The following is a 23,967-nucleotide window of genomic DNA, read 5'->3' as shown; positions in this document are numbered from 1 at the left end:
CGTCAGATCATCCGCGAACTGACGGTCACCGGTGGCGTCCGGCACATACTTCACACAGACAACGATCCTCAAGCTCACGCCGGCTCTCCTACTGCATCGTCTTCGTCGGTCTGCCTCTCCGGCAGCATAAGCGCCGGGAGCGGCCCATTCCGTACGCGGCGACCCGCGCCCCAACAGAATATTACTCACCAGTACAACCAGCTACTTGTACGTAAGCAATCGCTTGGGCCTGTGATGTACCCAACGCCTTCGGGGCGCTGCAGTGCGGGAGAGCCGGCGCGGCCGCGTCAGTCGCGCAGTTCCCGGAAGCGGCCGCCGTGATAGAGCAGCGGACGGCCGCCGCCCGAAGGGTCCCCGACCTCGACCTCGGCCACCACGAGCCGATGGTCGCCGGCCGGGACGCGTGCCACGATCCGGCACACCAGCCACGCCACCACGCCCTCCAGGACGGGGACGCCCTCAGGACCCTCGTGCCACCGGGTCGGCGCGGCGAATCGGTCGGCCCCGCTGGTGGCGAACGTGCCGGCGAGCTCGCGCTGGTGCTCACCCAGCACATGGACCCCCACGTACTCGGCGGTGGATATCACCGGCCAGCTCGACGAGCCGATGCCGATGCCGAAGGAGATCAGGGGCGGCTCGGCGGCCGCCGAGGTGAGCGAGGTGGCGGTGAAGCCGACGGGATGCGGGCCCGCAGCGGTGATCACGGCGACGCCGGCGGCGTGCTGCCGGAAGACCGAGCGCAGGAGCTGGGGCGAAGCGAGCTGGGCGGCGTCAGCCGCGGGGGTGACCGTCATGGAATTGTCCTTCTGGCGTGGTGTGCGGGGTCCGTGGTTGCTCAAGGACCCGGACAGCGCGCGCTGGCGTGACGCGCCAGATCCACGTGGACCCGCGCGAACAGAAGGAGCTCGGACGGCATGCACCCAGGCTGACGAGGAGGGACCGCCCCGGTCAAGTGCGCCTCGTCCGATGGGAGATGGCTCACGGACCCTGCGGCATGCCCCTTTCTCACAGCGCGGTGCCGAGCGCGGCGATCACTTCGTGCTTCCGTGGCTGTCCTTCTGCTCGGCGGACGACCCGGCCGTCCCGGTCGAGTACGAGCACCGTGGGTGTGCGCTCGACGGCGAGTTCACGGACGAGATCGAGATGGGCCTCGGCGTCGATCTCGATGTGCCTGACTCCCGGAACGACCTCGGCGACATCGCTGAGGATGCGGCGGGTCGCCCGGCACGGCTGGCAGAAGGCGCTGGAGAACTGCACCAGCGTCGCCACCGTGCCGAGCTCGCCGCCCAACTCCTCGGCGCCCAGCTCTCGTACGGCCTCAGTCATGCCCGTTCACTCCGTCACTGTCTCCCGCGTGTCCGTCCTCGGTCGTGTGCAGCAGCGGCGGACCGGCAGGCATTCCCGCCGGTCGGTGCGTTCCGCACGGACCCCGGCCGCCCGGTGCCGATGGGCGATCACGTGACGAGAATCTCCCTGCTGAGAGCCCTGGGGGGTGGCTACGACGGCTGGATTCGGGCACGATCGCCACAAGCCCGTAACCTACGGGCCCGTAACTTCACGCCGGGGGGAACCCTTCCCCAGCGCACAGGAGGGTCCACGCCGCCCATGGCAGAACTCGTCTACCGTCCGGTCATCGGTGCAGCTCTGACGCTGTTCAAGGCGCTGGATCTGAAGATCGACTGCAAGGGCTCGGAGCACATTCCGCGGTCCGGCGGTGCCGTTCTGGTCAGCAACCACATCGGCTACATGGACTTCATCTTCGCGGGACTCGCCGCGCGGCCGCAGAAGCGTCTGGTCCGCTTCATGGCCAAGGAGTCGGTGTTCCGCAACAAGGTGTCCGGACCGCTGATGCGCGGCATGAAGCACATCCCGGTCGACCGCAAGCGCGGCGAGGCCGCGTACGCGCACGCACTGGACTCCCTGCGCTCGGGCGAAATCATCGGGGTGTTCCCCGAGGCGACGATCTCGCAGTCGTTCACCCTGAAGAGCTTCAAGTCCGGTGCGGTGCGCATGGCCCAGGAAGCCGGGGTCCCGTTGATCCCGGTGGCGCTCTGGGGTACGCAGCGGCTGTGGACCAAGGGGCACCCGCGCAACCTCAAGCGCAGCCACATCCCGATCACCATCCGGGTGGGCGAGGCCATCGAGGCTTCCCGCGACCAGTACGCGGGTGCGCTGACCCGCAAGGTCAAGGACCGGATGCAGGATCTCCTGGAGACGGCACAGCGCGCGTATCCGGTACGTCCCAAGGGCCCGGACGACACCTGGTGGGTGCCCGCGCACTTGGGCGGCACCGCCCCCGCTCCCGCGCAGGTGAAGGAGGCCGGCTGAGCGCCGGTCAGCTCGAATGCGCTCGGCCCCCGTTCACGGACCGGGAACGGGGGCCGAAGTGTCTCTCGGCACACCGCGTCGGGGCTAGCGCGCCATCTCCTCCTTGAGGGCGGCGAGGAACCCGTCGACGTCGTCCTGAGTGGTGTCGAAGGAGCACATCCAGCGCACATCGCCGGCGGCCTCGTCCCAGAAGTAGAAGCGGTAACGCTGCTGCAGCCGTTCGCTCACCGCGTGCGGCAGGCGTGCGAAGACCGCGTTGGCCTGTACGGGATGCAGGATCTCGACGCCGGGCACGGACCGTACGCCCTCGGCGAGGCGCTGGGCCATCTCGTTGGAGTGCCGGGCGTTGCGCAGCCAGAGGTCCTTGGCGAGCAGCGCCTCCAACTGCACCGAGACGAAGCGCATCTTGGAGGCCAGCTGCATGGACATCTTGCGCAGATGCTTGAGGTGGCTGACCGCGTCGGGGTTCAGGACGACCACGGCCTCGCCGAACAGCATGCCGTTCTTGGTGCCGCCGAAGGAGAGGATGTCGACGCCCGCGCGGTTGGTGAAGGTACGCATGGGGACGTCGAGGGAGGCGGCGGCGTTGGCTATCCGCGCGCCGTCCAAGTGCACCTTCATGCCGCGCTCGTGGGCGTGGTCGCAGATCGCGCGGATCTCCTCGGGCGTGTAGACCGTGCCCAGTTCGGTGTTCTGGGTGATCGAGACGACCTGCGGCATGGCCCGGTGCTCGTCGTCCCAGCCGTACGCCTCGCGGTCGATCAGCTCGGGGGTGAGCTTGCCGTGCGGTGTGGGCACCGTGAGCAGTTTGAGGCCGGCCATGCGCTCCGGGGCGCCGCCCTCGTCGACGTGGATGTGTGCGGTGTCGGCGCAGATCACCGCGCCCCAGCGGTCGGTGAGGGCCTGCAGCGCGGTGACGTTGGCCCCGGTGCCGTTGAACACCGGGAAGGCCTCGGCCGTGGCACCGAAGTGGCCGCGGATCGTCTGCTGGAGGCGCTCGGTGTACTGGTCCCCGCCGTAGGCGACCTGGTGGCCGCCGTTGGCGAGGGCGAGGGCGGCGAGCACTTCGGGGTGGGCGCCCGCGTAGTTGTCGCTCGCGAAGCCGCGCAGATCGGGGTCGTGGAGTCGCCGCGCGTTGGTCCTCGGAGGGTTCACGGCTTCTCGGTCAGCCACAGACGGGTTCCGTTCACTTCACCGGCGGGCCGCTCCCAGACGCCGGCGATGGCCTCGGCCAGCTCCTTCACGTCGGTGAAGCCCGCGAACTTCGCGTTGGGCCGCTCGGCGCGCATCGCGTCGTGCACCAACGCCTTGACCACCAGGATGACAGCCGCCGCCTGCGGGCCCTGTTCGCCCCCGGCCTTGCGGAAGTCGTCGCCGAGCGCGAGGGTCCAGGCCTCGGCCGCCGATTTGGCCGCGGAGTAGGCCGCGTTGCCCGCGGTGGGCTTACTGGCTCCGGCGGCGCTGATCAGCAGATAGCGGCCCACGGGGCTGCGCAGCAGTCCGTCGTGGAAGGCGAGGGAGGTGTTCTGCACGGTGCGGATCAGGAGCTTCTCAAGGAATTCCCAGTCCGCGAGGTCGGTCTCCATGAACGAGGCGCTGCCGCGCCAGCCGCCGACGAGGTGCACCAGGCCGTCGATCCGGCCGAACTCCTTCTCGGTGCGCAGCGCCCATTCGCGGGCGGCCTCCGGGTCGAGCAGGTCGACGGTGTCACCGGTGACGGTCGCCCCGCCGTGGGCGTAGCGCGCCGCGTCGACCGCCTCCGCGAGGCGGGCCGCGTCCGCGTCGGAGGCGACGACGGTGGCTCCCGCCTCGGCCAGCCTCAGCAGGGTGGCGCGGCCGGCCGGGCCCGCCGCTCCCGCCACCGCCACGACCGCTCCGCCCAGTACGCCGTTCTCGTTGCCGTTCATGGTCTTCTCCTCCGGGCCGCTGTCGCTCACGCGGCCCCCGACGCCACCGTCGGCTCCACTCGGGCGGCTTGCGCCGCGCTCGCCCCTGCCGTGCTCGATCCCGTGATGCCCCGGGTCGACGCGATCACACCCTTGAGCTTCTTGCGGAGTGCCTCATAGAACATGCTGAGCGGAAACTCGTCCGGAAGCACGTCGTCCACGAGTTTGCGGGGCGGCTGGGACACGTCGAGGGCGTCGGGGCCCTTGGCCCAGCGGGATCCGGGGTGCGGCGAGAGATAGCGGGAGACCAGGTCGTACGCGGCGAACCAGTGGACGAGCTTGGGGCGGTCGATGCCCGCGCGGTACAGGTCCTCGATCTCGCCGCAGAGCCGGTTGGTGACCTCGGGGGCGCGGTCCCAGTCGATGTGGAGCTTGTTGTCCGTCCAGCGGACCACGTCGTGCTGGTGGAGGTAGGCGAAGAGGAGCTGGCCGCCGAGTCCGTCGTAGTTGCGTACGCGCTCGCCGGTGACGGGGAAGCGGAACATCCGGTCGAAGAGCACCGCGTACTGGACGTCGCGGCCCTGCGGTACGCCGTCGGCCTCCAGCTTCACGGCCTCCTTGAAGGCGGTCAGGTCGCAGCGCAGCTCCTCGAGGCCGTACATCCAGAACGGCTGGCGCTGCTTGATCATGAATGGGTCGAAGGGCAGGTCGCCGTGGCTGTGGGTGCGGTCGTGGACCATGTCCCAGAGCACGAACGCCTGCTGGCAGCGGTCCTGGTCGGCGATCATCGCGCGGATGTCGTCGGGCAGTTCGAGACCGAGGATGTCGACGGCGGACTCGGTGACGCGGCGGAAGCGTGCGGCCTCGCGGTCGCAGAAGATGCCGCCCCAGCTGAAGCGCTCGGGCGCCTCGCGGACGGCGATCGTCTCGGGGAAGAGCACCGCCGAGTTGGTGTCGTAGCCGGAGGTGAAGTCCTCGAAGGTGATGCCGCAGAACATGGGGTTGTCGTAGCGGGTGCGCTCGAGCTCGGCCAGCCAGTCGGGCCAGACCATGCGCAGCACGACGGCCTCGAGGTTGCGGTCGGGGTTGCCGTTCTGGGTGTACATGGCGAAGACGACCAGGTGCTGCAGTCCGTCGGCGCGGTGGGCGGCCGGCTGGAAGGCGAGCAGCGAGTCCAGGAAGTCCGGTACGCCGAAGCCGTCCGCGGCCCAGCGGCGGAGGTCGGCGGCCAGGGCGCGGTGGTACTCCGCGTCGTGCGGCAGCAGGGCGGTGAGCTCTTCGACGCCTGCTATGACCCGGTCCACGGCGGCTTCGGCCTCCGGGCGGCTGGGAGCGTCCCCGGAGTCGAAGTCGATGGATCCGTCCGCGGACTGCCAGGGCCTGATCTCCTCCACGGCGTCCTTGAGCCGCGGCCAGGCCGGGTGGTCGACGACCCGTCCGGCGGGAGGAACGTCCTCTCGTACGGCAGTCGGCTCAAGAATTTCCGTCATGTCACTTCCTCCACGGGAGAACCTCGCGTAGGCACCACCGTATGCATGCGCGGTTCCTCCCCACAAGGGGACCCCCGGCAGATCCTCCTGCGCACCCCCGGCTTTCACCGGACGTTTTCCTGCAATCTTCCGTTTCCACCGACGCACGGGGCGATGAGCTCCCGACGGCCGACTCCGGCGGGGGTGACGGCCGACCGCGGTGGTCAAGGGCGGCGGGAATCGCCCACGCACGGGTGAGACGGGCGGCCCATCACGGCGGCCGTTCGCCGGTCTGCACCCGAGGCAGGAGGACCGGAGCGGCCGAAGCGGCGCTCGGCGCATTCCGTTTCTGCCGTGCGGGCCGGTTCCTTTGTACGAGCGGGCCGTTAGGCTGCGGCCTTGTCCGAGCCGCACAGGGACCGTGCCGCTCGGAGAGTCGCCGCCGACGGAAGCGAGTGAACCTTGAACTTCCTCTTCATCGGTCATCGCGGGGTCATGGGCGTGGAGCCGGAGAACACTCTCCGTTCCTTCGTGCGCGCCGAACAGGCGGGCCTCGACCTCATCGAACTGGATCTGCACCTGAGCAAGGACGGCGCCCTGGTCGTCATGCACGATGCACAGGTCGACCGCACCACGGACGGCAAGGGCGCGATCACCGAGAAGACCCTCACCGAACTCCGCGAGCTCGATGCCGGCGGCGGTGAGCAGATCCCCGTCTTCGAGGAAGTCCTGGAGGCCGTCACCGCGCCGCTGCAGGCGGAGATCAAGGACGTCGCGGCCGCCCGGGCGCTCGCCGAGGTGATGAACGAGCGCGATCTCGCGCCACGCGTCGAGGTCATCTCCTTCCACGACGAGGCGCTCGCCGAGATCACCCGCCTGGTGCCGGGCGTACGTACGGCACTGGTCGCGAGCCGCTACGGCCCCGAGGTGGTGGAGCGCGCCACGGCCGTCGGCGCCGGCACCCTCGTCCTGAACATCCGGCGGCTGACCCTGGAGACGGTCGAGCTCGCCCGCAAGGCCGATCTGCGGATCTTCGGCTGGGTGGTCAACACTCAGGACCACCTGCGCCTGGTGCGCGCGCTGGCCCTGGACGGCGCCACCACGGACTACCCCGAGATCAAACGCACCGGACGGTTCACCGCCTGACCGATCGCGCGGGCCTCGAGAGTGGCTGCGCCACGAGACGGCTGCAAGACGCTGCGGCTGCGCTACGCGGTCAAGTCCTTGACGAGCAGCTCGAATTCGAGATCCGCGCGCTGCGGGATGCCGAAGCGCTCGTCGCCGTACGGGAAGGGGCTCATCGTGCCCGTACGGCGATAGCCGCGGCGCTCGTACCAGGCGATCAGGTCCTCCCGGGCCGAGATGACGGTCATCTCCATGGTGCGTACGCCCCACGCCTCGCGCGCCGTGCGTTCGGCCTCGGCGATGATCGTCCTGCCGAGACCGCCGCCCTGCAGCGCGGGACGGACCGCGAACATGCCGAAGTAGGCGGCGGTGCCGCGGTGTTCCAGCTGGCAGCAGGCGATCAGCTCGCCGTCCCGCTCCACCACCACGAGCCTGCTGCCGGGCGCCTCGATCACCTCGAGCACCGCGTCCCGGTCCGTGCGCTGCCCGCCGAGCAGATCCGCCTCGGTGGTCCAGCCGGCCCGGCTGGCATCGCCGCGGTAGGCGGAGTCGATGAGCTCGACGAGGGCGGCGGCGTCGGACTCGACCGCGTCCCGGAAGGTCAGTGACGGGTCGCCGGTGCGGGCAGCGGTGTCCATGGTCCGGGGGCCTTTCGTTCGCATCACACACATCTCTCGCGGTCACGGGTTCGCAGCGAAGGCTCGCGGGCCGTCGTCTCCGCCGTGGCGATCCCGAGCGTAGCGCGGACGCCACGGCCCGATCCGGCCTGATCCGAAAGACACCCCCTAGCCTTCCGGCATGGTTCAGGTACTGAGCAGTCGCACCCTTCTGCATCCCACCGACCCCGAGCGGAGCCGCGCCTTCTACGGGGAGGCGCTGGGACTCGCCGTCTACCGCGAGTTCGGCACCGGGCCGGAACGGGGCACCGTCTACTTCCTCGGCGGCGGTTTCCTCGAAGTGTCGGGCCGGTCCGAGACACCGCCCACCCCCGGCCTCCAGCTCTGGCTCCAGGTGGCGGACGCGGCGGCCGCCCACCGGGAGCTGCAGGCGGCCGGCGTGGAGATCCTGCGCGAACCGCGCCAGGAACCGTGGGGCCTGATCGAGATGTGGATCTCCGATCCCGACGGCGTACGCATCGCGATCGTCGAGGTCCCGGCCGACCACCCGCTGCGCCACCGGCCCTGAGCCGGGCACGATGAGACGAGCGCCACGCGCCGTGCAGACGCTGCGAAGACCCCGAAAGATCCGTTCTGTCCCGCCGATCACCACTTGGCCTCGGGCCGGGGCCACTTATGCTGACCGCTCCACAAGTGCGCGCCGTGTTCCGCCCGGTGCCGGCCACACGACCACCCCTGGAGCACACATTGAGGGCCAGTCTCCGTTCCCGCATCGCCGCGCGGCTCGGGCGCACCTATCTGGCGCGGATCCAGAAGCACGGCCTCGGTTCCTCGACCATGGCTCTGTTGCCCGACACCCTCCTGATGCCCCTGAAACGGGTCGGGCTCGACCCCGTCCCCCAACTCGGCGAACTCCGCGAGGAGTCACCGCTGCACCGCGTGCCGCTGCCGTTCGGCATGGATGCCTGGGTGGTGACCGGGCACGAGGAGGTCAAGGCGGTCCTCGGCTCCGCGGACGGCTTCAGCAACGACTTCACGAACCTCGCGGGGAACGCCGGGGTGGTCGAGGAGCAGAACCCGGGCGGCCTCGGTTTCAGTGACCCTCCGGTGCACACCCGGCTCCGGCGGATCCTCACTCCCGAGTTCACGATGCGGCGGCTGCGCCGGCTCACCCCGCGGATCGACGACATCGTCGAGCAGCAGCTGTCCGCGATGGAGCGGAGCACCGGCCCGGTCGACCTGGTCAAGTCCTTCGCGCTGCCGATCCCGTCGCTGACCATCTGCGAACTGCTCGGGGTGCCCTACGAGGACCGGCACGACTTCCAGCAGCTCGCGATGGAGCGCTTCGACCTGTTCGCGGGCGCCACGGCGCCGCTGGGTGCGATGTCCGCCTCGCTGTCGTACTTCCGCGATGTGGTGAAGAAGGAGCGCGAGTCGCCCGGAGACGGACTGCTCGGCATGATCGTCAAGGAGCACGGCGACAGCGTGGGCGACGACGAGCTCGCCGGTCTTGCCGACGGCGTACTGACCGGTGGCTTCGAGACCACCGCGAGCATGCTCGCGCTCGGCTCGCTGGTCCTGCTGCAGCACCCGGAGACGGCACAGCGGCTGCGTGACGACGACGCCGCGGCCGCTCCGTTCGTCGAGGAGGCGCTGCGGTATCTCACCGTCGTACAGATGGCGTTCCCGCGTTTCGCGCGCGAGGACATCGAGATAGCGGGCGCCCGGATACCCAAGGGCGACATGGTCATCTGCTCGCTGAGCGGCGCCGACCGCGACGCGGGCTTCACCGGCGACTCCGGTGGTTTCGATCCGCACCGCAAGGCGTCCGGCCATCTCGCCTTCGGTTACGGCATCCACCGCTGCATCGGCGCCGAACTGGCCCGGATGGAACTCCGCGCGGCCTACCCCGCCCTGGTACGGCGCTTCCCCGACCTGCGGTTGGCCGTGGCCCCCGAGGAGCTCGACTTCCGCAAGCTCTCGATCGTGTACGGCGTGGACTCGCTGCCCGTGAAGCTGCGCTGAGGCACCCGCGCCAGGCACCGACGGCGCCCGCTGTCCGCCCCCTCGCGCTCCCCCGCGTACCTCCTTGCGCCGCGTGCGCACGGGCCGCCGTGGGCATCACCTCCTCGACGACGTCGTCCGGGGGAGGTCAGCGGTGCACGGTCATGCTGCGGTGGGGTGGCTGCTCGTGGCGCTGTGCGCGGCCACCGGCGCCTACTGCCTGCTGCGGATGCGCAGCAGGGTCGAGGAGCAGCGTACGGCGGCGGGCTCGGAGGCCGCGATGGGCTTCGGGATGGCGCTGATGGCCGTGCCGGCCGCCGTGTTCGGGCCGCCTCCGTGGCTGTGGACCGTCATGGCGGTGGCCTTCGGGGTGGCGGCGGTCCGTGCTCTGTGGGCGGCCCGCTCCTCGGCCCACCATCTGCACCATCTGGTGGGGACCCTGGCGATGGTGTACATGGCGGTGGTGATGGCCGCGCCCGCCGCCGCGTCCACCGCGCATGCGGGGCACGCCGGCCACTCCGGTGCGGGTGCTCCGGTGCTCACGGCGCTGCTGCTCGTGTACTACGGGGCGTATGTGCTGGTCGCCGGCTTCCGGCTGGTGCCGGTGGGCGCCGCGGGCGTCGCGGCGGCGGGCGGTTCCGGTTGGGGCGATCGGCCGGAGCTGGCGACGGCCTGCCGGCTCTCGATGGGGATCGGCATGCTCGCGATGCTGCTCACCATGTGAGACGCCGTGCCTCGCATCCCGGAGCGGGCTTTCCCGCTGTCTGTCCCCCCGCTCGTGGCGTCCGTCACTTGCCACGGCCGTCCGTATCGCCGAGTGGTGCGGGTCTCATAGGCTGGACCCATGATGGTCTCCGTCGCCCTGCTGATGCTCGGTGCGCTGACCGCCGTGCTTGGACCGCGCCTGCTCGCCAGGGCCCAATGGCCGGACCGCGAGCCGGTGGTGGCCCTGTGGGCCTGGCAGTGCGTGGTGGCCGCAGTGATCCTCTGCTGCGCCCTCTCCATGATCCTCAGTGCCTCCGCAGCCTGGCAGGCCGTCCGCGGCCAGGTCTTCGCGGGCGCCCCGCACGGTGTGATGGAGGCCTACGCGCTGCAGGCCGCGGGCCCCTGGGCGGCCGCGACCGCGGTGGCCCTCGCCCTCGGCGGCGTCTGGACGGCCGCCATGCTGACCCGCGAGATCGTACGGGCACGTGCCCGGCGCCGGCAGCGCAGGGCCGAACTCGTCGTCCGTGCACCCCTGTTGCCCGGCGAGGAACCCGGTTCGGACCGGCTCGTGGTGCTCGAGGGCGAGCGGCCCGACGCCTGGTGGCTGCCCGGCGCCGCTCCCCAACTGGTCATCACCACGGCCGCGTTGCACCGCCTGAAGGGCCGTCAGCTCGATGCCGTACTGGCACACGAGCAGGGCCACGCACAGGCGCGGCACGACTGGCTGCTGCACTCCTCCGGTGCGCTCGCCGCGGGTTTCCCGCAGGTGCCGGTCTTCGCGGCGTTCCGTGACGAGATGCACCGGCTGGTCGAGCTGGCCGCGGACGACGTCGCCTCGCGCCGCTTCGGCCGGCTCACCATCGCGCTCGCCCTTGTCGAACTCAACGAGCACCGCGGCGTGTTCGGGCCGTGCGCGGTGCCACAGGCCGAGGTGCCGGCGCGGGTGAACCGGCTGCTCAGCCCGCTGCCGCGGCTGACCGCGGGCCGGCGGCTGCGGCTCACGGCCGTGTCCGCCCTGGTGCCGCTCGCGCCCCTCCTGGTGACCTTCGTGCCCGGACTCCGCGCGCTGGGATAGTCCCCGGGCGCCGGGTGCGCGAAGATCGCACGATGGCTTCGGCACCACCCTCCCCGTACCGGCCGCTCCCCCTGATCGCCTGCTCGGTGGCCGCCTGCGCCGCCGCGAGCGTGCTGCTCGTGCTCGTCGCGGTCGGCTGGGGTCCGCTGCTCGCCTTCGACGAGGACCTGGCGCGGACGACGCACCGCTGGGCGCTCGACCATCCGGCGATGACCCGCACACAGCGCGTACTCACCGACTGGGTCTGGGACCCGTGGACCATGCGCCTGCTGGCCGCCGTGGTGACGGTCCGGCTCTGGATGCAAGGGCGCCGCCGGTCCGCGCTGTGCTGCGCGGTGACCTGTGTGCTCGCCACCGTGCTCCAGCAGGTCCTCAAGGCGGCCGTCGACCGCGACCGCCCGGTGTGGGCGGATCCGGTGGACAGTGCGCGGTACCAGGCGTTTCCCTCGGGGCACGCGATGACGGCGGTGGTGGTGCTCGGACTGTGCCTGTGGGTATTGCGGATGCACGCGGTCCGCGGGCCCCTGTGGTGGTCCGCGGTCGCCGGCGTCACCGTGTCCGTGCTGGGAGTGGGCTGGACGCGGGTCTGGCTCGGGGTGCACTGGCCGACCGATGTGATGGGCGGCTGGCTGCTCGGCACCCTGGCCGTCCTCGTCGCCGTGCTCGCCCACGACCGCGCCCGGCGGACCCGATCCGCTTGACCGTGCACGGGCGGGCGGCCCAGGATCGCCGCATGGCGATCAAGGGTGTGCTCTTCGACTTCTCCGGGACCCTGCTCCGTATCGAGCCGACGGTGTCATGGCTCAGGGCGACCCTCGACCGGACCGGCATCGCCCTGGACGACGCCGAGTTCGACCGCTGCGCCAGGGAGCTCGAAGCGGTGGGTGCCCTCCCCGGGTCCACGCACTCCCCCGTCGTGCCCGAGTCGATCGCGGATGTGTGGGCGACCCGCGACGAGAGCGCCGCACGGCACCGCGCCGCCTACCTCGCCCTCGTACGCCAGGTGCAGCTCCCGGCCCCCGAGCTGGCCGAGGCCCTCTACGCACGCCATATGACACCGGCCGCCTGGCACCCGTACCCGGACACCCGCGAGGTGCTCACCGGGCTGCACCGCCGGGGCGTGCGGGTGGGAGTGGTCAGCAACATCGGCTGGGACCTGCGCCCAGTGTTCCGCGAGCACGGTCTCGCCCCGTATGTCGACACCTACGTCCTGTCGTACGAACTCGGCGTGCAGAAGCCCGATCCGCGGCTGTTCGAGCTCGGCTGCGAAGGGCTCGGCACCGATCCGGTGGACACCCTGATGGTCGGTGACGACCGCGTCGCCGACGGCGGCGCTGCGGGCATCGGCTGCGCCGTCCACTTCGTGGATCATCTGCCGGCCGCGGAACGTCCCGACGGGCTGCGGCCGGTGCTGAGGCGCGTCGACGGAATCCACGACCCACAGTGATGACGCGGGGTCGTATCGGTGGCGAGAATTCGATGCATTGCCGACCATCGTGCTGGGTAGAGGCGGCATGATCGCCTGTACTGACATTCAGGGACGTACCCGAGGGAACACGGAGGATTCGATGTCGTCGAAGCGACGCCGCAAGAAGAAGGCCCGCCGCAAGAACAACGCGAATCACGGCTCGCGTCCGCAGAGCTGAGCGCGCGGTCCGTACATACGCAGGGGCGGCACCCGAGAGGTGCCGCCCCTGACGCGCAGCGCACCTGACGTGCGCTTACGTCCGCATTTGGACGATCCCCCGCGTCGCCCAAATGCGGACGCCCATCCCGCAGTACGGCCGGGGCCGTGCGGGACGCGCTGAGTATACTGGCCCGCAGCCAGTCAACGCAGGAGTTACAGGATGTCCCCGCGAAGCGCATCGGTCAATGAGGAACTGCGCAGGCGATCCCGCGAGCGACTTCTGAACGCCACAGTCGAGCTGGTCAGCGAGCGGGGCTACGACAGGACCACTCTGGGTGACATCGCCGACCGGGCGGGTGCGGCCCGCGGTCTGGTGTCCTACTACTTCCCGAGCAAACGTCAGTTGCTCCAGGCCGCGGTGCACCGCTTGATGCATCTGACTCTCGAGGCGGCCCTGGAACGGCAACCGCACACCGACGACGGCCCCGAACGCATGGCGCGGGCCATCGACGCGATCCTGGGTCTCGCGGTGGACCGGCCGGTGCTGATGCGCCAGCACATGGCGGGGATCCTGCAGGCCGAGGGATTCGTCCAGTGCCAGGAGCAGCAGCGGCTCGCCGAGCTGCTGCGCGACACGGTCGAACGGCACGGCTCGGCCGACGCGGACCGCGAATACCCGCTGCTGCGGGCGCTGTTGATGGGTGCCGTGGTGGCCGTACTGCTGCCGGGTGCTCCGATGCCGCCGCAGGTGCTGCGGGCGGAGCTGTTCCAGCGCTTCGGGCTCGACTGGAAGCTCGGCGATCCGCCGGACGGACCCCCGCCCGGCGGATCGCGCAGCGAACTGCTCGAGCAGGGGCCCGGTCAGCCGCTTCAGCCGCGGTTGCGGGCGAAATAGTCCGGCTGGGTCTGGACGTTGAGCTCGTCGAGCCGGATCCGCTTGGCCGGATCCGTTCTGCGGTCGTCGAGCTTCAGTACGTCGAAGCCCTTGGCCATGTCGTTCGAGTAGATGTAGCCGTTGTAGTAGTACGCCGACCACGATCCGCCCGTGGTGAGGGTGTCCGTGCTGAGCGGGCCGCGCTCGAAGTAGGCGATCTCCTTGGGCTTCGAGGAGTTGGTGAAGTCCCAGACGGAGACGCCTCCCTGGTACCAGGCCTGGACCATCAGGTCCTTGCCCTTGACCGGGATGAGCGAGCCGTTGTGCGCCACGCAGTTCTCGGTGTCCGCCTGGTGCCGGTCGATCTTGTAGTAGCTCTTGAAGACGAGCTTGCGCTTGTCTCCCTTGCCCTTGATGTCATAGATGCCGTCGGCGCCGCGGTCCGGGCCGATCTCTTCGTTGCAGGTGGCTGCTCCGCCGCCACCGAGTTCGTCGGTGAACACCACCTTGTCCGCCCGCTGGTTGAAGGTGGCCGAGTGCCAGAACGCGAAGTTGACGTTGTCCTGGACCCGGTCGATGACCTTGGGCCGCTCCGGGTTCTTGATGTCGAAGAGGATGCCGTCGCCCATGCAGGCGCCGGCCGCGAGGTTCTTGGAGGGCAGCACGGTGAGGTCGTGGCAGCCGGTGGTCTTGGAGACGCCGGGGTTCGTGGGCTCACCGGGGTTGCCGCCGCCGTCCGGGCCGTCGCCGGGGAAGAGCACCGGGAACTTCACCACGGCCGACCGCTCGGGCGCCTTGCGGGGCACCTTGATGACCGAGATGCCGTCGTGCGGCGGCTGGCAGTCGGGGAAGTCCGCGCTCGGCGAGTACGACGACACGTAGATGTAGACGTTCCGGCGCTCGGGGACCAGGGTGTGGGTGTGCGAGCCGCAGGCGGTCTCGACGGCGGCGACGTACTTGGGATTGCGCTTGTCGCTGATGTCGAAGACCTTCATGCCCTCCCAGGAGGACTTCTCCGTCGCCGGCTGGGTGGTGCTGGCACAGGAGTCGTCGCTGCGTGAGGAGTCGGTCGACAGGAACAGCAGGTTCCCGGAGACGGAGATGTCGTTCTGGCTGCCCGGGCACAGCACCTGGGCGACGGTCTTCGGGGACCTCGGGTTGCTGATGTCGAAGATCCGGAAGCCGTCGTAGTTGCCCGCGTAGGCGTACTTGCCCTGGAATGCCAGATCCGAATTGGTGTCGGAGAGCACGTCCTTGGGGATGTTCGCCAGGTGCTCGATGTTGTCGGAGTGGACTATCTCGTCGGGGTCGGGGATGTCACCGCGCTTGATGGCGGCCTTGGTCTCGGCGCTGGTGCTCCGGGACACCTCCGTACGTGTGGGTGCGTCGCCGGGGTCGGGCGTCGCGGACGCGGGTCCGGCGGTCAACAGGGTGGCGACCAGGCCGACGGCGGCTGCGGCACCGACGAGACGTCTGCGCCGTATCCGGGGTGTGTTCAACAGGGTCACTGCGTCCTCCCTCATGGCCGTGCGCAGTTTGAAGGGGCACGGACATTCGCAGTATCGGCGCTGCCATGCACATATCAATAGGTGGCAACATCCTTGTAATGAAAGTTTTCGATCATCGACAATCACTGGCGTACCGTCATGACGCTGCTGTCGCACAACGTTGTCGGATGCCGTCACCAACTCTGTGCCCCAACCTCTGTGCCCCGGGAGGCAGTTGTGCTCGAGCGGATCGGATCCATGCGTGTCCTGGCTGCGGCGGCCACCGCCGCCGTCGCTCTGTCCGTCACGGCCTGCGACTCCGGTGGGGACGACAACTCCGCGGCCCAGAGCGGCCCTTCGGTGATCGCACCGGGCAAGCCGGGCGAACGGGCGGAGACGATAGGCCCCGAGGAGGCGAAGAAGCGGCGCGGCGACGACTCGCCGAACTCCGCGGATGTGACGTACGCACAGATGATGATCGTGCACCACAAGCAGGCACTCACCATGACGAAGCTCGCCCCGAAGCGGGCGAAGGCCTCGAAGGTGAAGCGGCTGGCCAAGCGCATCGAGGCGGCGCAGGGGCCCGAGGTCGGCGCGATGGAGGGCTGGCTCGCCAAGCACGACAAGGCCGCGAGCGGCAAGGGCGAGGGCGGCGGTGACGGCGAGGCGCACGGTGGGTCGGGGCACGATCACGCCAAGATGCCCGGTATGGCGGGCGAGGCTCAGCTGGAGAGCCTGCGCAAGGCCGAGGGCGAGGCCTTCGACCAGCTCTTCCTGAAGCTGATGATCACGCATCACCGGGGCGCGGTCATGATGGCCACGGATGTGCTGTCGGACGGCAACAACGTCCAGCTCGAGGAGATGGCCACCGACGTGATCGCCCAGCAGACCAGTGAGATCAACCGGATGCGCGGCATGGCCTGAGCCCCGGCGGGCCGGGCCCCGGACGGTACCGCTGCCGCCGCTGCCACACGTCTCCCCCTCCCGGCGCACCTGATGCGATCCTGGAATCACGCCGCGGAAGGAGCCCACCGTGCTGCAGGTCGCCGTCGTCGGATCGGGCCCGAGCGGGGTGTATGCCGCCCAGTCCCTCCTCGGCCAGGACCGGGTGCCCGATGTCCGGGTCGATGTGCTCGACCGGCTGCCGTGCCCGTACGGCCTGGTGCGGTACGGGGTCGCGCCCGACCACGAGAAGATCAAGTCCCTGCAGAACAGCCTGCGGACCGTCCTCACCCAGGACCGGGTGCGCTTCCTCGGAGGTGTGCAGGTCGGTCCGGGCGGGGTCCCGCCCGGGCGGCTCCTCGAGCTGTACGACGCGGTGGTGTACTGCGTGGGCGCGGCGGCCGATCGCAGGCTTGGCGTGCCGGGCGAGGATCTGGCCGGAAGTCGTTCGGCGACCGAGTTCGTCTCCTGGTACAGCGCGCATCCGGATGCCGCGGCCTTCGAGACCCTCACCCGCGTACGTTCGGCCGTGGTGATCGGCGTGGGCAATGTGGGCCTCGACGTGGCTCGTATCCTCGCTCGCCCGTTCGCCGATCTGCGGGCCACCGACATGCCGCAGGCGGCGCTCGAAGCGCTCGCCGAGAGCCGGTTGCGGGAGGTGCATCTGGTGGGGCGGCGCGGCCCTTCGCAGGCCCGCTTCACCACCAAGGAGCTGCGCGAACTGGGTGCGCTGCCGGGCGTACAGGTGATCGTCGATCCCGGGGAACTCGCTCTCGATCCTGGGTACTCGGACCCGTCCGCGCTGCCGACCGCGGTGCGCCGGAACATCGCGGTGCTGCGCGGCTGGGCCGAGGCGGACCCCGTTCCCGACTCCCCCGGTGTACGCCGGGTCCATCTGCGATTCCAGCTGCGGCCGGTGGAGTTCCTGGCCTCGGGCGATTCGGGGCGGGTGGGCGCGGTGCGGTTCGAGCGCACGCTCCAGGACGGTGCCGGAGGCGTCACGGGCAGCGGCCGGTTCGAGGAGATTCCGGCGGACTTGGTGCTGCGGTCCGTCGGATACCGCGGGGTCCCGCTCGACGGGCTGCCGTTCGACGACGACCGAGGGACCGTCCCTCACCTCGCGGGCAGGGTGCTGCGCGACGGCGCGGTGGCGCGCGGCGAGTACGTGGCCGGCTGGATCAAACGCGGGCCCACGGGGGTGATCGGCACCAACCGCCCGTGCTCCAAGGAGACGGTCGCCTCGCTGCTCGACGACGCCCCGGTGCTGGCGGGCCGTCATCGCGCCGACCCGCTCGACGCGCTGCGCGCGGACGGTGTGCGCCCCGTGCTCTGGCGGGGCTGGGAGGACATCGAGCGGGCCGAGGCGGATCTGGGGGCGTCGCTCGGGCGTCCTCCGGTGAAGATCCCCGACTGGCCGGGGCTGCTTTCGGCCGCCGGGGACCTGGGCGACGACGGCACGGACCGCGGCGTGACCGCTCCCGGCCCGGCTCCCGTCGAAGACACCTGACCGGCACCGCCGAGCGCGGGACCGGGTCGAAACCGCCGACACAGCACGGCAACACCTGTGTAATCACCGACATGATCAAGCCACTTACGGTCACGTGCAGTCCCCCGTCACCCGCCTGACCCCAGGAGTGCTCATGGCGTCCTCGGCATCCCCGCCACCACCGGTCCCGTCCGCGCGCCCCGCGCCGCATCCGGTGGACGAGGTTCCGCCCGTCTCGCATCTGGCCGTCTTCGGACTGCAGCATGTGCTTGCGATGTACGCGGGCGCCGTGGCGGTACCGCTGATCGTCGGCGGGGCGATGAAGCTGTCGCCGGCCGACCTGGCGTATCTGATCACCGCTGATCTGCTGCTGTGCGGGATAGCCACCCTGATCCAGTGTGTGGGGTTCTGGCGGTTCGGGGTGCGGCTGCCCATCATGCAGGGCGTCACCTTCGCCGCGGTCTCCCCCATGGTGCTGATCGGGACGGAGGGCGGCGGGCTGCCCGCGATCTACGGATCGGTGATCGTTTCCGGGGTGGCGATGATTCTGCTCGCGCCCGTCTTCGGGAAGCTGCTGCGCTTCTTCCCGCCGCTGGTCACCGGCACGGTCATCCTGATCATCGGGGTCTCACTGCTGCCGGTGGCGGGCAACTGGGCCGCGGGCGGGGCCGGTTCGCCGGACTTCGGGGCGCCGAAGAATCTCGGCCTCGCGGCCTTCGTCCTGGTCGTGGTGCTGGGCGTGCAGCGCTTCGCGCCGCCCTTCCTCAGCCGGATCGCGGTCCTGGTGGGGATCGCGGTCGGGATGGCGGTCGCGGTGCCGTTCGGCTTCACGGACTTCGGCGACGTGGGTGACGCGGACTGGCTGGGTGTCAGTACGCCCTTCCACTTCGGGGCGCCGACGTTCGAGCCCGCGGCCGTGGTGTCCATGCTGGTGGTGGCGCTCGTCATCATGACCGAGACGACCGGCGACATGATCGCGGTCGGCGAGATGACCGGACGCAAGGTGACGGCGCGCCCGCTGGCCGACGGGCTGCGGGCGGACGGCCTGTCCACGGTGCTCGGCGGGGTGTTCAACACCTTCCCGTACACGGCGTTCGCCCAGAACGTCGGCCTGGTCGGCATGACCCGGGTACGCAGCCGGTGGGTGGTCGCGGCGGCCGGCGGGATCCTGGTGCTGCTCGGGCTGCTGCCGAAGCTGGGTGCGGTGGTGGCCGCGGTGCCGGCGTCGGTGCTCGGCGGGGCCGGCCTGGTCATGTTCGGGACCGTGGCGGCCAGCGGTCTGCGCACCCTGGCGACCGTGGACTTCCGCGGGACCCATCACCTCACGGTCGTGGCGGTGTCGGTCGCGATCGGGATGCTGCCGGTCGGGGTCCCGAAGATCTACGCGGAGTTCCCCGACTGGTTCCAGACCGTGATGGACAGCGGGATCAGTGCCGGCTGCATCACGGCGATCCTGCTGAATCTGCTGTTCAACCACGGTCCTGGGGCGGCGGACAAGGGGGCTGTTCCGGGGCCGCGGCCGGCCGGCGATGCGGACGACGTCCCGTCCGGGAAGTCCGAGTCCGAGGGAGCCGGCCGCACCGACGGGGAGTGAGGACCTGCGACAGCCCCGGCCGATGGATCGCCGGGGCTGTCGCACGTTCGGGCCGGTGTCGCCGCCGCGGGTCTACCAGATCTCGCCGACCCACTCGGGGTGGTCGATGAACGGGTTCCGGTTGTGCTGGACCTCGTCGAAGATCACCTGGTTGCGGTTCTTCTCGAAGTCGTCCGGCGGGTCCTCGTCGTTCCACTGCTTGAGGACGGAGAGCCGGCCGATGTTCGGGGCGCTGCCGTTGTCGACCTCGTCGTTGGGCTCCAGGTCGGCGAAGCCGTCGGTGCCCTCGTAGCGCACGGCCATGTAGAGGATCATGCGAGCGACATCGCCCTTGACCGCGTCGCGCGGCTCGAAGGAGTCGCCGTCGGTGAAGTTGCCCGGGGCGTCCTCGAGTTCGGTGCCGCCCTCGTCGAAGTCCTTGTTGCCGCGGGTGCTGTTGACACCGACGTCGGTCGGGCGCAGATGGTGGACGTCGGTGCCGGGGCCGGTCGAGGTGCCGAAGTCACCGTGCGACTTGGCCCAGACGTGCTCGCGGTTCCAGTCGCCCTGGTCGCCGCCGTTGGCGTCCTTGCTGCGGGATTCGCCGGAATACAGGAGCACGACGTTCGAGGTGTCGGCCGGGTCCTCGTCGGTGACCTTCAGTGCGTCCCAGACCTGGTCGTACGAGAGTTTGGTCTGGTCGCTGATGATGGTGTGCAGGGCGTCCTTGAGCTCGGGACCGGTCTTGCCGAGCGCGTCCTGGTAGTACGTGTCGTCGTACGGGCCGACGGCGGCGGCCGTCTCGGGCTGCTGTGTGGGGGTGGGGCTTGCGGAGGCGGCGGCCGGCACGGTGATGCCGACGAGCACGACGGCCGCGGTCAGTGCCAGCGGTTTCCAGCGACGTATGTGCGGGACGGGCATGTGGGGTGTCCTTTCCCGGAGGCTCGCGCGTGGCACCGGGCCAAGTGGCGCCCGTTCTACGCGAGTTGACAAGTGGCCTACGGGAGCGTGACACGTCTGGGTGCGCCGTCGTGTGAACATCGTGCGGTGGTTGCGTGACGGTGTCATGGACGCGACGAAATGAGGGCAGGGAGGGCGGGCGGATCCCTGAGTGGTGCGTCGAGGCCGGTTGCGGACCGGCGAACAGCCTTGTTCAGCCGTCGAGTCGAGCGGCCTCGGCCAGTCGGTGCAGTCCCTGGATCGCCAGACGGTACCCCTCGGTCCCGAAGCCGACGACGATTCCGGCGGCGGCCGGCGAGAGGTACGAGTGGTGCCGGAAGGGCTCGCGCGCATGGACGTTGGAGATGTGCACCTCCACGAGGCGCAGTCCGGATCCGGTGATGGCGTCGTGCAGTGCGACCGAGGTGTGCGTGTAGGCACCGGCGTTCAGTACGGCACCGATCGAGCGGCCGTCGCGCTGCAGTGCGCCGGCCTCCTGGATCCAGTCGACGAGTACACCCTCGTGGTTGCTCTGCCGGCAGTCGGCCTCGAGGCCGAGGCCGGCGGCGGTCTGCTTGCAGAGGTCCGCCACGTCCTGCAGGGTCGCCGCCCCGTAGATGCCGGGCTCCCTGGTCCCCAGGAGGTTGAGATTGGGGCCGTTGAGGATCATCACCGATGCCATGGCCCCAGAGTACGGCGCTGGTACCGGGCCGGATGACCGCGCCCCGCCCGGCGCGGAGTTACCTTCGGATCATGGACGCTGCACAGGACGCCGGGCAGGATCGGGCTCCCGCCGCCGCACGGTCCCTGCCGGAAGCGGTGGCTGCGGGACCACTGGTTCTCGACGGCGGCCTGTCCAACCAGCTGGAGGCCGCCGGTCACGACCTGTCCGACTCGCTCTGGTCGGCGCGGCTGCTCGCCGACCGGCCGGATGCGCTGGTCGAGGCGCACCTCGCGTACTACCTGGCCGGCGCGGACGTGGCGATCACCGGGAGCTATCAGGCGACTTACCAGGAGTTCGCCCGCCGTGGCATCGGGGCCGGCGAGGCGTCGGGGCTGCTGGTGCGCAGTGTCGGGCTGGCCCGGACGGCAGCGCGGCGGGCCGCGGCCGGACGACCGTTGTGGGTGGCGGCATCGGTGGGTCCGTACGGGGCGATGCTCGCCGACGGCTCCGAGTACCGCGGCCGGTACGGGCTCTCCGTCGCCGAGCTCGAGCGTTTCCACCGGCCGCGCCTCGAGGTGCTCGCGGCCGCCGGGCCCGACGCCCTCGCCCTCGAGACGGTGCCCGACACCGACGAGGCGCGCGCCCTGCTGCGGGCGGTACGGGGGCTCGGGGTGCCGGCCTGGCTCTCGTACAGCATCGACGGGAGCGCGACGCGTGCCGGGCAGCCGCTGGAGGAGGCGTTTCGCCTGGCGGCCGAGTGTGACGAGGTGTTTGCCGTGGGGATCAACTGCTGCACTCCCGACGACGCGGATGCGGCGGTGCGGCTCGCTTCGCGGATCACCGGCAAGCCGGTCGTCGTGTATCCCAACAGTGGCGAGACCTGGGATCCCGTCGGCCACCGCTGGACCGGGGCGGTGGGCTTCGCGGGGGTGCGGGTGGCTCGGTGGGTGGAGGACGGGGCCCGGCTTGTCGGTGGCTGCTGCCGGGTGGGGCCGGAGGGAGTCGCAGAGGTGGCGGAGCGACTCAGGTCGAGCCCCTCCCCCGATTGAGGAGCGGGGTCCGGGGCGGAGCCCTGGTCTCGGGAAGGTGCGGGGAGGGGCGACGGCCCCGAAGGGGCAAAAGCTGCACGTCCGATGCCGTATCGGCAGCATTGTCAGTGGCGAGGTGCAGACTGACCCGTGTCGAGGACAAAGAGGTCCGCGGCAGTCGAGCGAATCGGAGGCGATCGGCATGACCGACGTACTTCTCACTGTGGGCACCCGCAAGGGACTCTTCATCGGACGCCGCCGTTCCGGCACCTGGGAGTTCGAGGATCCGCACTTCAACGCCCAGGCGATCTACTCGGTCGCGATCGACACCCGCTCGGACACGCCCAGACTGCTCGTCGGGGGCGACAGCGCCCACTGGGGCCCGTCCGTCTTCCACTCGGACGACCTCGGTGCGAGCTGGCAGGAGCCGGCCGCTCCCGCGGTCAAGTTCCCCAAGGACACCGGGGCTTCCCTGGAGCGGGTGTGGCAGCTGCACCCGGCCGCCGCGGAGCCGGACGTGGTGTACGCGGGCACGGAGCCGGCCGCCCTGTACCGCTCGGAGGACCGCGGGGAGAGTTTCGAGCTGGTCAGACCGCTGTGGGAACATCCGACGCGCTCACGATGGGTGCCTGGCGGTGGCGGCGAGGGACTGCACACCATCCTCACGGACACCCGCGACCCGGAGTCGGTGACGGTGGCGGTGTCCACGGCGGGCGTGTTCCGCAGCGCGGACGGCGGGGCGAGCTGGAAGCCGTCCAACTCGGGTGTCTCGGCCGTCTTCCTGCCGGATCCGAATCCGGAGTTCGGCCAGTGCGTGCACAAGGTCGCCCGGGACTCCGTGAATCCGGACCGTCTCTATCTGCAGAACCACTGGGGCGTCTTCCGCAGCGACGACGCAGGTGGCAGCTGGTCGGACATCGGCAAGGGGCTGCCCTCCGACTTCGGCTTCGCCGCGGTCAGCCACCCGAACCGCGCCGACACGGCATACGTCTTCCCGATCAACGCGGACGCGGACCGCGTCCCGGCCGAGCGCCGATGTCGGGTGTTCCGCACGTCGGACGCGGGCGAGACCTGGGAGCCGCTCACCGTGGGACTGCCGGAGGGCGACCACTACGGCACGGTGCTGCGCGACGCGATGTGTGCGGACGACGCGGACCCGGCGGGCATCTATTTCGGCAATCGCAACGGCGAGGTGTACGCCAGCGCGGACGACGGCGACAGCTGGCAGCAGCTCGCCACACATCTGCCGGACGTGCTCTGTGTCCGTGCGGCGGTGCTGGCCTGACGGGGGCGCTGCGGGCGATCGTCGTCCGGCCGGCGACCCTGGGTGGCGGCAAGTCCCCTGCCCCGGGCACCGGTTCGGCCGTTGCCTACGGCAGACTCCAGTCGACCGGCTCGGCGCCCTGCGCCACCAGTAGCTCGTTCGCCCTGCTGAAGGGCCGGGAGCCGAAGAAGCCCCGGTCGGCCGACATCGGCGAGGGATGTGAGGACTCGACGGAGGGCAGATCGCCGAGCAGCGGACGCAGATTGCGGGCGTCCCGGCCCCAGAGGATGGACACCAGTGGCTTGCCGCGGGCGGCGAGTGCGCGGATCGCCTGCTCGGTGACCTCTTCCCAGCCCTTGCCGCGGTGCGCTCCGGGGCGGCGCGGGGCCGTGGTCAGCGCCCTGTTGAGGAGCAGGACGCCCTGCCGGGTCCAGGGGGTGAGATCGCCGTTGGACGGTCTGGGGAGGCCGAGGTCCGCGTTCAGTTCGCGGAAGATGTTCTCCAGACTGCCCGGCAGTGACCGCACTTCGGGCGCGACGGCGAAGCTCAGACCGATCGCCATGCCGGGCGTGGGGTAGGGGTCCTGGCCGACGACGAGGACGCGGACGTCGTCGAAGGGCTGCTGGAAGGCGCGCAGGACGTTCGCCCCGGAAGGCAGATAGGTGCGCCCTGCGGCCACTTCGGCCCGCAGGAAGTCCCCCATGTCCGCGATGCGTCCGGCCACCGGTTCGAGCGCCTTCGCCCAGCCGGGCTCTACAAGTTCGTGCAACGGTCGTGGTGCCACGCCGGGTCACTCTACTGGCCCCGGGCGGACACCACACACCGCTCCCCGTACGCCCTCCTGGGCGGTCCGTGGTGGCGCTAGGGTTCCTCC

24 protein-coding genes are annotated in these 23,967 nt (G+C 70.5%); 14 read left to right on the top strand and 10 right to left on the bottom strand.

The window, feature by feature from the left end; genetic code table 11:
* Positions 1–287 precede the first annotated feature (287 nt).
* Together DY218_RS25310 and DY218_RS25305 are read right to left on the bottom strand one after the other, a co-directional pair.
* Positions 288–794 carry a flavin reductase family protein gene (locus tag DY218_RS25310; RefSeq protein WP_128558459.1) on the bottom strand — a complete coding sequence of 169 codons (507 nt, stop codon included), beginning with the start codon at positions 792–794 and terminating at the stop codon, positions 288–290.
* Between the two features lie 211 nt (positions 795–1,005).
* Positions 1,006–1,326: a thioredoxin family protein gene (locus DY218_RS25305; protein ID WP_128558458.1), complete on the bottom strand. Its 321-nt coding sequence runs from the start codon at positions 1,324–1,326 to the stop codon at positions 1,006–1,008.
* Positions 1,327–1,605: 279 nt separating this feature from the next.
* Here DY218_RS25305 and DY218_RS25300 point away from each other — a divergent pair, with 279 nt between their 5' ends.
* Complete coding sequence (locus DY218_RS25300) at positions 1,606–2,328, top strand: lysophospholipid acyltransferase family protein (RefSeq protein WP_128558457.1); 723 nt, start codon at positions 1,606–1,608, stop codon at positions 2,326–2,328.
* Between the two features lie 84 nt (positions 2,329–2,412).
* Here the strand turns inward: DY218_RS25300 and DY218_RS25295 are convergent, their stop codons facing one another.
* Genes DY218_RS25295 through DY218_RS25285 form a run of 3 tightly spaced genes read right to left on the bottom strand, consistent with a single transcriptional unit; the run spans position 2,413 to position 5,704 of the window.
* Complete coding sequence (locus DY218_RS25295) at positions 2,413–3,483, bottom strand: threonine aldolase family protein (RefSeq protein ID WP_128558456.1); 1,071 nt, start codon at positions 3,481–3,483, stop codon at positions 2,413–2,415.
* Positions 3,480–4,235: an SDR family NAD(P)-dependent oxidoreductase gene (locus tag DY218_RS25290; RefSeq protein WP_128558455.1), complete on the bottom strand. Its 756-nt coding sequence runs from the start codon at positions 4,233–4,235 to the stop codon at positions 3,480–3,482. Before DY218_RS25290 ends, DY218_RS25295 begins: the two co-directional genes overlap by 4 nt.
* Positions 4,236–4,261: 26 nt before the next feature.
* Positions 4,262–5,704 carry a DUF6421 family protein gene (locus DY218_RS25285; RefSeq protein ID WP_128558454.1) on the bottom strand — a complete coding sequence of 481 codons (1,443 nt, stop codon included), beginning with the start codon at positions 5,702–5,704 and terminating at the stop codon, positions 4,262–4,264.
* Between the two features lie 441 nt (positions 5,705–6,145).
* Between DY218_RS25285 and DY218_RS25280 the strand changes: the two genes are divergently transcribed.
* Positions 6,146–6,829: a glycerophosphodiester phosphodiesterase gene (locus DY218_RS25280; protein ID WP_128558453.1), complete on the top strand. Its 684-nt coding sequence runs from the start codon at positions 6,146–6,148 to the stop codon at positions 6,827–6,829.
* A 62-nt stretch (positions 6,830–6,891) separates the two neighbouring features.
* Here DY218_RS25280 and DY218_RS25275 read toward each other — a convergent pair whose 3' ends face one another.
* The gene (locus DY218_RS25275) at positions 6,892–7,446 is read right to left on the bottom strand and encodes a GNAT family N-acetyltransferase (protein ID WP_128558452.1); all 555 of its coding nucleotides are present in this window, start codon (positions 7,444–7,446) and stop codon (positions 6,892–6,894) included.
* Between the two features lie 160 nt (positions 7,447–7,606).
* Between DY218_RS25275 and DY218_RS25270 the strand changes: the two genes are divergently transcribed.
* The 7 genes from DY218_RS25270 to DY218_RS25240 all read left to right on the top strand — a co-directional run bounded on the left by DY218_RS25270 (position 7,607) and on the right by DY218_RS25240 (position 13,731).
* Complete coding sequence (locus DY218_RS25270; RefSeq protein ID WP_128558451.1) at positions 7,607–7,993, top strand: VOC family protein; 387 nt, start codon at positions 7,607–7,609, stop codon at positions 7,991–7,993.
* A gap of 269 nt (positions 7,994–8,262) precedes the next feature.
* Positions 8,263–9,450, top strand: coding sequence for a cytochrome P450 (locus tag DY218_RS25265; RefSeq protein WP_233521897.1), 1,188 nt, complete (start codon positions 8,263–8,265; stop codon positions 9,448–9,450).
* A 133-nt stretch (positions 9,451–9,583) separates the two neighbouring features.
* On the top strand, positions 9,584–10,153 hold the full coding sequence (locus DY218_RS25260; RefSeq protein ID WP_128558449.1) for a DUF5134 domain-containing protein: 570 nt from the start codon (positions 9,584–9,586) through the stop codon (positions 10,151–10,153).
* Positions 10,154–10,273: 120 nt separating this feature from the next.
* Positions 10,274–11,209: a M56 family metallopeptidase gene (locus DY218_RS25255; RefSeq protein WP_128558448.1), complete on the top strand. Its 936-nt coding sequence runs from the start codon at positions 10,274–10,276 to the stop codon at positions 11,207–11,209.
* A 32-nt stretch (positions 11,210–11,241) separates the two neighbouring features.
* Entirely contained in the window at positions 11,242–11,910 is a 669-nt protein-coding gene (locus DY218_RS25250; protein WP_128558447.1) for a phosphatase PAP2 family protein, read from the top strand.
* A 32-nt stretch (positions 11,911–11,942) separates the two neighbouring features.
* Positions 11,943–12,656 carry an HAD family hydrolase gene (locus DY218_RS25245; RefSeq protein WP_128558446.1) on the top strand — a complete coding sequence of 238 codons (714 nt, stop codon included), beginning with the start codon at positions 11,943–11,945 and terminating at the stop codon, positions 12,654–12,656.
* A gap of 400 nt (positions 12,657–13,056) precedes the next feature.
* A complete protein-coding gene (locus tag DY218_RS25240; RefSeq protein WP_128558445.1) occupies positions 13,057–13,731 on the top strand; it encodes a TetR/AcrR family transcriptional regulator in 675 nt (224 codons plus the stop codon).
* Here DY218_RS25240 and DY218_RS25235 read toward each other — a convergent pair.
* Complete coding sequence (locus DY218_RS25235; RefSeq protein ID WP_128558444.1) at positions 13,707–15,218, bottom strand: LVIVD repeat-containing protein; 1,512 nt, start codon at positions 15,216–15,218, stop codon at positions 13,707–13,709. The two genes, DY218_RS25240 and DY218_RS25235, sit on opposite strands and share 25 nt — an antisense overlap.
* A 237-nt stretch (positions 15,219–15,455) precedes the next feature.
* Between DY218_RS25235 and DY218_RS25230 the strand changes: the two genes are divergently transcribed.
* From DY218_RS25230 to DY218_RS25220, 3 genes are all read left to right on the top strand, one after another.
* Positions 15,456–16,121: a DUF305 domain-containing protein gene (locus DY218_RS25230; RefSeq protein WP_128558443.1), complete on the top strand. Its 666-nt coding sequence runs from the start codon at positions 15,456–15,458 to the stop codon at positions 16,119–16,121.
* A gap of 109 nt (positions 16,122–16,230) precedes the next feature.
* The gene (locus DY218_RS25225) at positions 16,231–17,646 is read left to right on the top strand and encodes an FAD-dependent oxidoreductase (RefSeq protein WP_128558442.1); all 1,416 of its coding nucleotides are present in this window, start codon (positions 16,231–16,233) and stop codon (positions 17,644–17,646) included.
* A gap of 133 nt (positions 17,647–17,779) precedes the next feature.
* Positions 17,780–19,219 (top strand): nucleobase:cation symporter-2 family protein, encoded by a 1,440-nt coding sequence (locus DY218_RS25220; protein WP_128558441.1) that lies wholly within the window; start codon positions 17,780–17,782, stop codon positions 19,217–19,219.
* Positions 19,220–19,291: 72 nt separating this feature from the next.
* Here the strand turns inward: DY218_RS25220 and DY218_RS25215 are convergent, their stop codons facing one another.
* Positions 19,292–20,119, bottom strand: a complete 828-nt coding sequence (locus tag DY218_RS25215; RefSeq protein WP_128558440.1) for an endonuclease I family protein — start codon at positions 20,117–20,119, stop codon at positions 19,292–19,294.
* 232 nt (positions 20,120–20,351) lie between these two features.
* Entirely contained in the window at positions 20,352–20,819 is a 468-nt protein-coding gene (gene aroQ, locus DY218_RS25210; protein WP_128558439.1) for a type II 3-dehydroquinate dehydratase, read from the bottom strand.
* Between the two features lie 71 nt (positions 20,820–20,890).
* Between aroQ and mmuM the strand changes: the two genes are divergently transcribed.
* Both mmuM and DY218_RS25200 read left to right on the top strand, forming a co-directional pair.
* Positions 20,891–21,850, top strand: a complete 960-nt coding sequence (gene mmuM / locus DY218_RS25205) for a homocysteine S-methyltransferase (protein ID WP_128558438.1) — start codon at positions 20,891–20,893, stop codon at positions 21,848–21,850.
* A 181-nt stretch (positions 21,851–22,031) separates the two neighbouring features.
* Positions 22,032–23,114 carry a WD40/YVTN/BNR-like repeat-containing protein gene (locus DY218_RS25200; protein ID WP_199566847.1) on the top strand — a complete coding sequence of 361 codons (1,083 nt, stop codon included), beginning with the start codon at positions 22,032–22,034 and terminating at the stop codon, positions 23,112–23,114.
* 85 nt (positions 23,115–23,199) lie between these two features.
* Here DY218_RS25200 and DY218_RS25195 read toward each other — a convergent pair whose 3' ends face one another.
* Positions 23,200–23,877 carry a uracil-DNA glycosylase gene (locus DY218_RS25195; protein ID WP_128558436.1) on the bottom strand — a complete coding sequence of 226 codons (678 nt, stop codon included), beginning with the start codon at positions 23,875–23,877 and terminating at the stop codon, positions 23,200–23,202.
* Between the last annotated feature and the right edge of the window lie 90 nt (positions 23,878–23,967).

The sequence above is a fragment of the Streptomyces triticagri genome (assembly GCF_003429565.1).
Classification (GTDB): domain Bacteria; phylum Actinomycetota; class Actinomycetes; order Streptomycetales; family Streptomycetaceae; genus Streptomyces; species Streptomyces triticagri.
The sequence above is the reverse complement of the archived record's forward strand: the minus strand, read 5'-3'. Positions and strand labels throughout refer to the sequence as shown.